Annotated in this window: 14 protein-coding genes; 9 read left to right on the forward strand and 5 right to left on the reverse strand. The window is 43.1% G+C overall.

Annotated features, from left to right (window positions below):
• The 5 genes from NTU69_09065 to NTU69_09085 all read left to right on the forward strand — a co-directional run.
• The coding region (locus tag NTU69_09065) for a hypothetical protein (GenBank protein ID MCX5803658.1) at window positions 1–572 on the forward strand (572 nt) is incomplete at its 5' end.
• Between the two features lie 3 nt (window positions 573–575).
• Window positions 576–1499: a hypothetical protein gene (locus NTU69_09070; GenBank protein ID MCX5803659.1), complete on the forward strand. Its 924-nt coding sequence runs from the start codon at window positions 576–578 to the stop codon at window positions 1497–1499.
• 169 nt (window positions 1500–1668) lie between these two features.
• Window positions 1669–2955: a trypsin-like peptidase domain-containing protein gene (locus tag NTU69_09075; protein MCX5803660.1), complete on the forward strand. Its 1287-nt coding sequence runs from the start codon at window positions 1669–1671 to the stop codon at window positions 2953–2955.
• A 9-nt stretch (window positions 2956–2964) separates the two neighbouring features.
• On the forward strand, window positions 2965–3339 hold the full coding sequence (locus tag NTU69_09080) for a DUF1844 domain-containing protein (GenBank protein ID MCX5803661.1): 375 nt from the start codon (window positions 2965–2967) through the stop codon (window positions 3337–3339).
• 93 nt (window positions 3340–3432) lie between these two features.
• Entirely contained in the window at window positions 3433–3720 is a 288-nt protein-coding gene (locus NTU69_09085; GenBank protein ID MCX5803662.1) for a TIGR04076 family protein, read from the forward strand.
• Between the two features lie 21 nt (window positions 3721–3741).
• Here NTU69_09085 and NTU69_09090 read toward each other — a convergent pair whose 3' ends face one another.
• The 5 genes from NTU69_09090 to NTU69_09110 all read right to left on the reverse strand — a co-directional run bounded on the left by NTU69_09090 (window position 3742) and on the right by NTU69_09110 (window position 8326).
• Window positions 3742–4698 (reverse strand): 50S ribosome-binding GTPase, encoded by a 957-nt coding sequence (locus NTU69_09090; GenBank protein MCX5803663.1) that lies wholly within the window; start codon window positions 4696–4698, stop codon window positions 3742–3744.
• A 145-nt stretch (window positions 4699–4843) separates the two neighbouring features.
• On the reverse strand, window positions 4844–6136 hold the full coding sequence (gene purB / locus NTU69_09095) for an adenylosuccinate lyase (protein MCX5803664.1): 1293 nt from the start codon (window positions 6134–6136) through the stop codon (window positions 4844–4846).
• 9 nt (window positions 6137–6145) lie between these two features.
• Window positions 6146–6991 (reverse strand): 50S ribosomal protein L11 methyltransferase, encoded by an 846-nt coding sequence (locus tag NTU69_09100; GenBank protein MCX5803665.1) that lies wholly within the window; start codon window positions 6989–6991, stop codon window positions 6146–6148.
• On the reverse strand, window positions 6988–7461 hold the full coding sequence (locus NTU69_09105; GenBank protein ID MCX5803666.1) for a hypothetical protein: 474 nt from the start codon (window positions 7459–7461) through the stop codon (window positions 6988–6990). The genes NTU69_09100 and NTU69_09105 overlap by 4 nt, the downstream gene beginning before the upstream one ends.
• Complete coding sequence (locus NTU69_09110) at window positions 7454–8326, reverse strand: helix-turn-helix transcriptional regulator (GenBank protein ID MCX5803667.1); 873 nt, start codon at window positions 8324–8326, stop codon at window positions 7454–7456. The genes NTU69_09105 and NTU69_09110 overlap by 8 nt, the downstream gene beginning before the upstream one ends.
• Window positions 8327–8493: 167 nt before the next feature.
• Here NTU69_09110 and NTU69_09115 point away from each other — a divergent pair, with 167 nt between their 5' ends.
• The 4 genes from NTU69_09115 to NTU69_09130 all read left to right on the forward strand — a co-directional run bounded on the left by NTU69_09115 (window position 8494) and on the right by NTU69_09130 (window position 12306).
• Complete coding sequence (locus NTU69_09115; protein ID MCX5803668.1) at window positions 8494–9339, forward strand: substrate-binding domain-containing protein; 846 nt, start codon at window positions 8494–8496, stop codon at window positions 9337–9339.
• A 61-nt stretch (window positions 9340–9400) separates the two neighbouring features.
• Window positions 9401–10261: a substrate-binding domain-containing protein gene (locus NTU69_09120; GenBank protein MCX5803669.1), complete on the forward strand. Its 861-nt coding sequence runs from the start codon at window positions 9401–9403 to the stop codon at window positions 10259–10261.
• A gap of 70 nt (window positions 10262–10331) precedes the next feature.
• Window positions 10332–11030: an ABC transporter permease gene (locus NTU69_09125; protein ID MCX5803670.1), complete on the forward strand. Its 699-nt coding sequence runs from the start codon at window positions 10332–10334 to the stop codon at window positions 11028–11030.
• Between the two features lie 22 nt (window positions 11031–11052).
• Window positions 11053–12306: an ABC transporter ATP-binding protein gene (locus NTU69_09130; protein MCX5803671.1), complete on the forward strand. Its 1254-nt coding sequence runs from the start codon at window positions 11053–11055 to the stop codon at window positions 12304–12306.
• The last annotated feature ends 285 nt before the right edge of the window (window positions 12307–12591 follow it).

The raw sequence follows: 12591 nt of genomic DNA on the forward strand, positions 1-12591 counted from the left end.
TCCTGCCCCAGGCCGGGCCGCGGGACACGGTGTTCATGCTGGCCGTAGACGCCGGTGACGAGCGGACGGACTACTTTCAGCAGGCCCTTGCCGTGCCGGCCGCCAGGGGCAACAGGCTGCGGGTGGCCCTGAGACGCGACCTTCTCGACGGCTGGGGGCCGACGGACAAGTGGCGCATCTGGCGCAGCCGGCCGGGCAACTCGCAGGCCAACATCCGCATCCATGAGGCGCCGATCTTCCCCGCCGGCCAGGGTGCCACGGGATGGGGCTGCGACTGGGGCAGCGGCGGCTGGGGCTTCAGCGGTTCCAAGGCACCCGGCTGGGGGAGCCACTGGGGATACACCTGGGGCTTCGGGATCGACTACCTCGCGTACGTCACCGACCCGCTGCCTCGAGGCGTCTACGCGATCTGCGCGGAGATCGAGGACGCCCACGGCAACGTCTCGCCGGCCTTCCGGACGACGGCTCGCGTGGACGGCTACGCCGAAGCGGCCGACGACCTGGCCGTCGCATCCTACGACCCGATCAACGATGCGCTGGTGCTTTCCATGACACCTTCAAAGGACATCTGAGCCATGACCGAACTACCACTGACCGACGCCGAAGCCAACGCCCTGCACGGCACGACCGACAACGACACCGACTTCAAGTACCACTCGCCGGGCGAAGCCAGCTATTTCACCGAGGGCCAGCGCCAGCGGCACCGGCTGCTGACGCTCGCCAAGGCGATATCCAACAGCCTCCGGGTCTACCGCGACGGCGAGTTGAGCTTCGGCGTCCGCCCCGGCAGCGCCGGCGACGGCGACACCACGTACGCCTACGAAGGCTCCGCGGGCAACGCCTTGACCGACGACGCCACGAACTACATCTACCTGACCGCCGCCAACCTGTCGGCAAGCAACATGGTCACCGTCAACACCACGGGCTTCCCGCTGCAATCGGTCACGCCGCACATACCACTGGCGGAGATCGTCACTTCCGCCGGCGGCTACGGCTGCGACGACATCACGGATCTCCGCTCCGCGGCCGCGCTGGCTCTCCAGTCCGGCATGACGGCCGCCAACGCCAACACGCTCGTGGCGGGCGCGGCCTCCAACGCCGACGCCCTGCACATCCACGATCTGCCGGGCCTCGCCGCCGAGTGCCGCATGTTCTTGCCGGCCCTCGAGCTGACCGGCACGAATGACGCCGATGGCACGGGGACTATGAGCATCCAGGTCGAGGACCCGTACACGGCCGAACCGCTGGCGGGAAGGTACCGCGTGCGGTGCTGGATCGGCACGGCCGCATACGGCGCCCCGGCCGCCCAGACGGACTTCTCAGTCACCACCGGCACGCAGCTCCGGCAGATCACGGCCGACGCCGACTACGAGGTCATCAGCGACGCGGCCGGCCTGGTAGTGATGAACATCGACACCGCGACCAACGCCACCTTCCACGTGATGGCCGAGATCGACGGCGCCATTTACTACGGGCAGGTGGCGATCACGGGAAACTAGGAAGTAAGAAGTAGGAAGTAGGAAGTAGGAAGTATGAAGGCGGAAGTCAGAAGTCAGAAGTCAGAAGTCAGAATATAAAAATACTTCGAACTCCAAACTCATCCACTGTCCCCTATCCACTGTCCCCTATCCCCTATACTCCATAACCTTTATCTGTGCGTTCGCTTTTATGCTGTTTTTACCTTCCAACCTATATACAAAAGAAGACAGGATAGCAGAGGTTGTCGAAACAGCAAGCAAGGCAATTGTTAATATAAAAACAGAAGAGTGGTCAAAGGGTTTGGGTGAGAATAAGAAATCGAATACTATTAAAAAATTTTTTCTTAATGAGGAGGAGGAAGAAGAGGTCTTTGAAAATATAGGTTCAGGTGTTGTTTTGGATCCAAAAGGCATAATAGTTACTAACGAACATCTTATATCAAAAGCTGTAAATATAAGGGTGAAATTTATAAACGGCAAAGAATATGATGCGTATGTGCTTGGTAGCGATCCTGAGTTTGATATAGCACTTTTAAAGGTAACAGATAGAGTTGATCTTCCGTATTTAAAAATCACCAAACAAAAGAGCGTTAGGGTTGGCGAAAGGGCTATTGTTATTGGTAATCCGTATGGGTTGTCAAGTTCAGTAACTGTAGGGGTTGTAAGTGCCCTCGGAAGGAATTTGAAGATCGATAACAAGGTATATGTAAATCTCATTCAGACAGATGCAGCAATAAACCCCGGGAACAGTGGTGGTGCTCTTTTAGATATAGATGGGAATCCCTTGGGTATTATTACGGCTATATATGGGGAAGGTAAAGGCATAGGGTTTGCCATACCTATAGAAGACGTTATGAATATGCTCTCTGAGTTTCTCGAAAGCGGGGTACAGAGAGCGATCTTTGGTCTTTTTATGGAGAAGAAAAAGGATGAAAAGGGTTCTCATCTTTATGTGAATGGAATAATACCGGGAAGTCCTGCAGAAAGATATGGAATAAGGATTGGGGATAAGATTACAGAGTTAAATAAAAAAAAGATAAAAGAGGGCATGAAGTTACATAGCCTCATTAGAAGCGTTAGACTTCATGACTCAATCCAGCTCAAAATAATGAGGGTTTCAAAGGCATCTTTAGTTAATGTTGATATTAAGGATATTGAGGGGTATAGGCCATCACCGGTTGATGAAGGATTGTGTGGTTTTAGGGCGGTGGACATTAGAGGATACCCGAAGTTGAAGTTCAAGTTGAGAGAAAGGGATGGAATTGTGGTGACAAAGATTTATAAAGGGGGATTGGGCGAAAAATGTGGCCTACGGACTGGCGATGTGATTATTAAAATTAACAATAACGCAATTTCGAATAAAAAGGATTTTGATTCATTTATGATAGAGGGGTTAAAAAGGAATTATATTTTGTATCAGGTAAAAAGGGGTGAGGATATTTTCTTTTTACCTGTAAAACTTGATACATTGCTATAGGGGGACATTATGGAGGAAGAAAAAGGTTTTACTGTAAAGGATAAAAGAAGAATTTTTAAAGATGAAGGTGATCTGGGTTCAGGTAGTGAAGAAAAAAAGGATACAGCAGAAAGTGGTTCGAAAGAGGAACATGTTTTTACTGAGTTGACGTTTTCTACTTTTATACTCTCTTTATCCACGTCTGTGCTTGTTAATCTGGGGGAGCTTCCAGATCCGTTAACAAACGAGAAGAAAATAAATCTCCCCCTTGCAAAACAGACAATCAGTATTATCGAGATGTTGATGGAAAAGACTAAAGGTAACCTTACACAGGAAGAGGATAGATTGATAAGCAATATGCTTTATGACTTAAGAATGGAATATGTCAGTGCTGCGGCAAAGTAAAAACTGAAAATGACAGGCTGGGGCAAAGAAATCAGAAGGAATAAAAAGTTATAAAGAAACTATAATTTATATAAAATACCTGGGGGTAAAAATATGGTAAAAAAGAAAGAACCGAGGGTTGGATTTAAGGTTGAAGGGGAGATACTTGCTGTAAAGGGAACATGTAGCTGGGGTCACAGGGTGGGAGAGAAGTTTGACCTGAGCGGGCATGATACAGCTGGTCTCTGTGGCTTTTTCTATCATGACATATTCCCGTATATAATTATGTTTCAATTTGGAGGAGGTTTCCCTCAGGAGTGGGGTGGTCCTGATGTCGTTGAGCTTGAATGTATGGATAGGACAAATGCGGTTAAGATAAGACTTTGCCGTATCAAGAAATAGTATCTTAACATTCTGCCGCCTTCATATATGTAATTCTATTATATCTTTGTCTTCAAGTAAAAAGTCTTTACTTATCATCATCCCGTTATATTTTTCCTTTCTCCAAAGCTTTGCGTATTTAAGTTTTGCAAGAAAGTCTTTATGAATCTTCTCGGCAAACTCTAAAACATTACTCCCCTTTTTCATGACAAAGGGAACTTCAAAATCTGGTTTTTTACCTGGCAATTTTGAGTACAACCTTATTACACCGAGGGAACTGTATATCAGTTCTTTTAGTTGATGCAGGTTTACATCATTTTTTGCAGAGACAGGGATTATTTTTCTATCCTTACCGATCTTTTTTTCAAAGTCTTCAAGGTATCTTGTATAGTTTGTAAGGTCAAGTTTGTTAATTACTGTTATGAGCGATTCATTGTTTTTTTCTATATCTGGTAGATACCCTTTAATCTCCTCTATAACAAGCTCATATTCGGTTTCTAAGGCATTGGATAGCGCAAGCACAATCAGGACTACATCTGCTTTCTTTAGCATATTTCCAAACCATATACCGGTATTTTCATCACCTATTGCGGTAGTATCAACAAGCTGTATCCATATGTCTTCGTATCTCATCATCCGTGTTTGGAGGGTCCTTGTGGTATAAGGATAATTGCCCACTTCAAGGGGTTCACCGGAAAGGGCAGAGATAATTGATGATTTCCCAGAGTTAGGAAATCCTATAAATAACACCTGTCCTGCACCATCCTTTTTTACGTTGAAGAGCAGGTCTATTTTTTTCTGAGTTTGTGGTCTTCTCTCTTTTTCTTCTTTTAATTTTGCAACCTTTGCACGGAGTGAACCGATGAGCTTGTCCGTTCCTTTATGATGAGGTATGATGGCCAACATCTTTTCAATAATACTGATCTTCTCATCTATTGTTTTTGACTGTCGTAACCTTTTCTCTTCCTCGTAATATTGTGGTGGTAGATTAGCTGGCATGGTAAAGTAGTGGATAGTATACAGTGAATAGTGAAGAGTGGCAAAAATCAGATTCTATTACTGAACAGTGGCGATTAAATAACAAATACCGATTATCTATAGCTGACGGCTTGCGGCAAATAGCTGAAAGCTTGGTATTAACCACTTATCGAAATACCCTGTCAAATATTATATCGACATACTTAAAATAATGATTGTTGTTTGTTGTATTTTCTATTTCTTCTTTGTTTAAATACTTTCCAATCTCCTTATCATTTTTAACTTCAACAGAAAAATTGAGGTTATTTTCATAGCACATCATGGCAACTCTTTGAGTTATCTTATATGCTTCCTGTCTGGTGAGACCTTTCTTAATGAGGTTAAGCATTATTACTTCTGAATGATGTAATCCCCTCGTAATCTCGATATTTTTCTGCATTCTATCCGGGTATACAATCAGGTTTTTGTATAGGTTTTTTAATCTCTCAAGCATATAGTCAAGCACGATCGTTGCATCCGGTGCTATAACCCTCTCTACGGAGGAATGGCTGATATCCCTTTCATGCCATAAAGGGATGTTTTCAAGGGCGGAGATCGCATATCCATGAAGCAATCTTGCGAGTCCACAGAGGTTCTCTGAGGCAATCGGGTTTCTTTTATGAGGCATAGCTGAAGAGCCTGTCTGGCCTTTTTGAAAATATTCTTCTACCTCGCCAACTTCTGTTCTCTGGAGGTTCCTTATTTCCAATGCCATCTTTTCCGCTGATGAGCCTATAATAGATAAGATGGTAAAAAATTCTGCATGGTAATCCCTGGGTATTATCTGTGTAGAAATGGGTGCAGGTTTCAAGCCAAGTTTTTTACATACATATTCTTCAATAAAAGGCTGAGCATGGGCGAAGGTGCCCACTGCCCCGGAGATTTTCCCATAGCTAATACATTCTTTCGCCCTCTTCATGCGTTCAAGGTTTCTTCTCATTTCATCATAAAAGTGTGCCATTTTTAGTCCGAATGTAATGAGTTCCGCGTGTATGCCATGAGTTCTCCCTATCATAGGTGTGAGTTTGTACTGATAGGCCTTTTCTTTTAAAACGCCCATGAGGCTGGTGATATCTTCAATTAAAATATATGAAGCCTCTTTCAAAAGACAGGCAAAAGATGTATCGAGTATATCGGACGATGTGATACCCATATGTATATATTTTGAAGAAGGGCCTACAAATTCTGAGATACACTCAATAAAAGCTACAACATCATGTTTTGTTATCTGTTCTATCTCATGAATTCTGTTTATATCGAACCCAGCTTTTTCTTTGATAATTTTTAAATCTTCCCGGGGTATAAGAGATAATTCTGCATAAGCTTCACATATGAGTATCTCAATCTCAAGCCATTTCTTGAACTTATTCTCTTCCTCCCATATCTCTGCCATGCGTTTTAACGTGTATCGTTCAATCATGTGTTTATATTACCCGATGTATCTCATATTGTCAATTTTGAATATGAACCCTATCCAGGAATTTTTCTTCTCAACTTTGATAGGGGGAAAGGGGCGAAATAGAGGGAGTATGCTCTTTTTATCCCTTCCCAGGACGCCGGAGATGATAATGTATCCATGTTTTTTTACAAGATCCATTATCTTCTGCGAGTGATCGGTGAACGTTCTTATATCGAGGTTCGCCAATATAATATCGTATGTGCCATGAATGTCCTGTATGTCTGTGCAGATAAGCTCTATATTACGCATGTGGTTGAGGGAAATGTTCTTTTTTGCAGAGAGAACAGTATCTATATCATTGTCTATCGCAGTGATTTTCTTCGCACCGAGAAGATGGGCATAAAGTGAGAGTATTCCTGAGCCGCATCCGATATCGAGTACCTTTTTATCTTTTATATCTATAAGTTTCATAAGCTTAAACATAAGTTTCGTTGATTCGTGTCTTCCCGTTCCAAAAGCCATACCAGGTTCTATGATGATTGGCCTTTTCCCATACCTGTTCTTGCTCCATGGAGGCAAAATCATTATATTCTCAATTTTTATTGGACGGAAATATTTCCTGGTCAGTTCTGCATAATCCTGCAACTCTTCTTTTACCATATCTACCCCAACAACAGGTATCTTCAATTGGTTAAGGGTGTCCAGAAACATTTTAATATTTTCAGGATAGCATTTTATCAGGACATTGCTGCCCTTTTCCTCTATCCATATACCGGAGTTTGAGAGCGCATATAGTTCTTCTGGCAACAGTTCTTCAATGCCTTTTTCTACGAGGATCTCTACACGTGTTTTGTATGCTGGTGATGGTTGTTTCACAGAAAGAGGCTTTCCGTTTCTTTCAGCTTTGCCTTTTTAAAATATCCCTGTATCCACTGGTTATATGTATCCTTTGCTATCATAATTGTTTTTTCATCCGATATATCCTGGAGCAAAGTTAGAGCATATTCAGATGCTTTTTTCTCAACGGATATTATAATGTTTTTCCCTTCTACAGAGATATTTTTCAGGCCTATATGATTAGAGGCCAATATAGTGCAGTATGTTGTTTCAGCTTCTTCTCTTGAAAGGGATTCATAGTGTAAGAGGTGACCGTATTCATGGGCGATGAGAAGCGTTTCGTGAAGGTCATCTGAAAATTTTCCGGTGATAAGCGTAACCCCTTTTGTAGGATAACGCATAATCTTAAAACAACAAAAGTTTGTGTATTCTATGCTGCGGTTTATGTCTATCTGTACACTTTTGCTGATGAAAAGGCTGTATATTCTTTTTTTAATTTCTTCATACATCCGGGCTGATAATGTTTCCTGTTTTTGTTGTATCATAACCTGTAAAATCCCTTATGTGGTTTACAAGCGCTGATTGTTCAAAAAATGTTAAAAATGTTTTGACCTGATTACTGTAAAAGTGAGCCTTTGAAATAACCATATCAAATCTCTCGTTAAAGAGCGGGATGAATTCCAGGCCAAGTATATAGGCTATATGCTGGATACCAAATGCACTATCTGCTTCACCTTTCAATACGTTGAGACCTGCGTGTAAGTGAGATTCCACTTCAGCATTATAACCATTGATTGCGGACGCATCCATATGCTTCTCACTTAACAGGAAATCAAGGAGCAACCTTGTCCCTGATCCCTGGTTTCTGTTGATAAAGGTTACACCTTTGGTGGCAATGTCCTCAAGGCTGTGAATCCCTTTAGGGTTATTCTTTTGCAGGTAAATACCCTGTTCTCTCAGAAACAGATGAATTACTACATAATCATCTTTGCCGAGGTATCTATCAAGATACGACAGGTTATATTCTTTTTTTTCAATATCAAGAATATGGACGCACGATATCGTGGCGGAATTATTTTGCAACATTTTTAACCCATTTATACTTCCAATTGGTGCATAAAAGGCTATGCCTGTGTTTTTACTGTTATAAATATCAATGATTCTCCTGAGCAGGACATCATCGCTCCCTGCAATATATACGTGTTTTTCTCTTTCCGTATTTTCAAAAATCCATCTGTCAATAATTTCTTTTGCAAATGCGATTTTACCGCCAATCTTTATATGGGGTATTTTTGATTCCTGAACAAGCTTATATATCTTTTTTTCGTTTATCTTTAAATACTTTGATAATTCCCTGGTTGATATGATCTCCATATATGAAAAGTATATAGAAAAACAAAGACTTTTTCAAGTTTGAATTATAGTAATTATTAGTAATAATTGGTAACATTTAGTAAGTTTAAATGCTTATATTCTTGATTTTCCACACATATATCTTTATATTATATCCCTGTAAAGGATGAATTTAAAGGAGGCTCTCTATGAAGCATTGGTTTTTGGTTGGATTGTGTTGCTTGTTTTTTCTGTCTCCATTTCTATGTAGGGCTGAAGCTGATCACTATATTCTTTTAGCAAGCACAATCGGCCCCATTGATTCAGGTATTATGGATGTTTTAGAAAATCAATTCGAGAAGGAAACAGGTATTCGGGTTCGGCATGTTGGTGCAGGGACAGGAGCAGCCATGGATATTGCCCGGAAAGGGAATGTAGACCTTGTAATGGTTCATGCAAAGTCTCTTGAAGAGAAGTTCGTGAAGGAGGGATTCGGGACAGAGAGAATCGATTTTATGTACAACGATTTTGTAATAGTGGGTCCACCTGATGACCCTGCGGGGATAAAGGGGATGAGAGAATCCGTTGAAGCCCTGAAGAAAATATCTACAAGAGGTGCGACATTTATAAGCCGTGGGGATAAGTCCGGGACACATGTAGCAGAGATGATATTATGGGAAAAGGCAGGCATAAAACCATCAGGTTCATGGTATATAATTTATGAAAAAGGTGCAGAGGGGAATGTCCCCACCCTTCGTTACACAAATCAAAGAACGGCATATACGGTCATTGACAGGGCTACCTTTCTTGCCCTGCAGAAGGAGATTAAACTTGTGGTATTGGTGGAAAAGGATAAAGCACTCCTTAACTATATCAGCCTTATCCCTGTCAACCCGAAGAAGTTTGAAAGGGTTAATTATGAAGGCGTAATGACCTTTGTAAAATGGCTTATTGATCCAGAGAAAGGGCAGGCGATTATTAGAGATTTCGGGAAAGAAAAATATGGGAGTCCTCTCTTTTTCCCCAATTCTAAAGAGTGGAGGAAGCTGCATTAATCACAAATTATAAAATTAGGATTTTGTTTTCAGGGACTATATATATAAAGGAGGAAGGGTTATGAAACGAACAGCAGGTATATATCTGATTATATGGACAGCGGTTATATTATCCGGAGTTTTTGGGTTATCGTCTGAGTGCAGGGCAGAAAAAAATGTCATTCTGGCAACAACAACAAGCACCCAGGATTCCGGTCTTCTTGATGTGCTCATCCCTATATTTGAGAAGAGGACAGGCTATTTTGTGAAGACAATCGCTGTTGGTTCTGGTCAGGCAATGGCAATGGGTCAGAAAGGAGAAGCCGATGTACTTCTTGTCCATTCTCCTGATGCAGAGAAGAAATTCGTTACAGATGGCAGTGGTATTAGCCGGAGGCTTGTCATGCATAATGATTTTATTGTTGTTGGGCCGTCAGAGGACCAGGCGAAAATAAGAGGTATGAAATCTTCAGTCGAAGTTTTTAAAAAAATTGCCTCTTCCAGCAACCTGTTTATTTCAAGGGGGGATAATTCAGGGACACACTCCAAGGAAAAGACGATCTGGAAAGCAGCCAATATTAAGTATGAAGGGGAGAAATGGTATCAACAGACGGGTCTTGGTATGGGGCAGACACTCAATGTTGCCTCTGAGAAAAAGGCATATACACTTGCCGACAGGGGAACCTATCTGGCATTGAAGAAAAGGCTCGGTCTTGATATATTAGCTGAAGGGGATGCAGTTCTTTTAAATATTTATCATGTCATAGAGGTTAATCCTGCAAAATGGTCCAAGGTAAATGCAGCCGGTGCAAGGGCATTCGCAGATTTCATGATATCAAGGGAGGCACAGGGTATCATTAAAATCTTTGGAGTGGATAGGTTTGGATCGCCACTCTTCTTTCCAGATGCCGGCAAGAGAGCAGAGGAGCTGGGGAGCAGATGAGCAATATCATCGAGAAGAAGCATGGTTCTATGATCCGGACCTGCCGAAAAAAAGAGGATAGGAGGGTAGGATGGATCTGATTATTGAAGGAATAAAGAAGGCTTTCTATCTGTTAATTACCCTCGATGCAGAGGTGATGGGTATTACACTTCTTTCCCTTAAGGTTTCAGGGATTGCGACACTTATCAGTTTATTTATTGGTATCTCTGTCGGTACAATTGTTGCCCTTTCAGAATTTCCGGGAAAAAAGATAGTCGTAAGCCTTATTAATACAGGTATGGGGCTCCCACCGGTGGTGGTCGGTCTTTTCGTCACGATTTTTTTATGGAGAAACGGACCACTTGGTTTCTTGGGTATCCTTTATACACCAGTTGCGATGATTCTTGCACAGGCAATCATTGCCACCCCCATAGTAATGGGTATCACACTTGCTGCCATGCAGCAGCTACCAAAAAAACTCAGGCTTCAAATACTGGCACTCGGGGCTACTCGCTTGCAGATGATCTGGACGTTGATCAAAGAAGCCAGACTCCCATTGTTGGCTGCCATAATGGCAGGTTTTGGAGGTGTAATTTCTGAAATTGGTGCGTCAATTATGGTAGGTGGTAATATTAAGGGATATTCAAGGGTTCTAACCACAGCAACTGTTATGGAGACGAGTCGGGGCAACTTTGATATAGCCATTGCCCTTGGCATTATCCTTCTTTTATTAGCATATTTTATCAATCTGATTCTAACCCATGTCCAACAAAGGGTGAGACCGAGGTGAGTAACGAAGGACAAAGGACGAGATGAAACGGAGGGATGAAGGACGAGGGACGAGGGACAAAAAAGATTCTGCGTCCATCGTGTTAGCGAGTGGAGCGAGCGGTCGTCCAAGTGAGTTCCGCCAGTTGCGGGATGAGCGATCGTCCATCGTTTACTTGCTGGAAGCCAAGAACTTACATGTAGAGAGAGCAAGGGCAACCCTACTCGATGTTCCCGAACTCACAATCGGTGAGGGGGAGGTTCTATCCCTTATCGGTCCAAATGGAGCAGGGAAGACCACGCTCCTACATGCCCTGTGCTATTTATTAAAACCAATCAACGGTGAAATCTTCTTCAAAGGGCAGAGGGTTAATTCTGAATATCCTATTTTCGAATACCGGAGAAAACTGGCAATGGTCTTTCAGGAACCCTTGCTTTTTGATACTACTGTTTTCGGAAATGTAGCCTCAGGACTGAAATTCCGTCGAATGAAACGCTCTGAGATTAAAACCGCTGTTATGAAAAGCATGGAGATGTTTGGGATTGGTCACCTAAGTAACCGTTCTGCTCGAACACTTTCCGGGGGAGAGGCACAGAGAACCAGTCTGGCCAGAGCCTTTGCATTAAAACCAGAAATCCTCCTTCTCGACGAGCCTTTTGCATCCCTTGACCCTCCAACCCGTGAATCACTCATAGGAGACCTTGAGCGTGTCCTGAGACAATCAAGGATAACCACTATTTTTGCCACCCATGATCGCATGGAGGCGCTTCACCTTTCCGACAGGATTGCCGTGATGAACGAAGGCAAGATACTGCAGCTGGGTTCCCCGGAAGAGGTAATGAACCATCCGGTAGACGGCTTTGTTGCCTCTTTCGTGGGCGTGGAAACAATCTTGGATGGAAGGGTGATTAAAGAGGGTGAAGGGGTTCTTACTGTTTCTGTTTCAGGATACGAGATTGAAGCTGTTGGTAAAATCCCTCTCGGCGAGAAGGTAATCCTCTGTATACGACCTGAAAATGTTACCATCTCAAAAAATTCCAGAGGTATGGTCACAAGCGCGAGGAATGTATTCCCTGGAAAGATAGAGAGAATCACCCCGCTCGGATTGTTTCAAAAGGTTCACATTGATTGCGGTTTCCCCATTGTTGCGTATGTGACGAACGATTCACTGAAAAGTTTATCCCTTGAGGAAGAAAAGGTTGTTGATGCCTCATTCAAAGCAACCGCAATTCATGTGGTGAGGAGAACTAAAGAGTTCCTAAAATCAGTCAAAGTGAACCATGATAAAAACATATAAAGGCATTGGTGGTCTGTAATTTCAGGATAAACAAAATCCTTGATTAATCTTCATGTTATGAAGTAACTTTTCAAAGGCAGTGGATAGTGAATAGTCAATGGTGATTGGTTAGGTCTGATGAAAATACTAAAATTTCATTCTTAGACCATTCACTATTCACTGACGACTGTTCACTTTGTACAACAAGGAGGCATGATGTTATTTTCGAAGATGTTTATTCCGACCGTAAAGGAAGACCCGAAAGAGGCTGAAGTCATAAGCCATAGACTGATGTTGAGGGCAGGT

It is taken from the genome of Pseudomonadota bacterium, from assembly GCA_026388215.1.
Taxonomy (GTDB): Bacteria; Desulfobacterota; Syntrophorhabdia; order Syntrophorhabdales; family Syntrophorhabdaceae; genus JAPLKF01.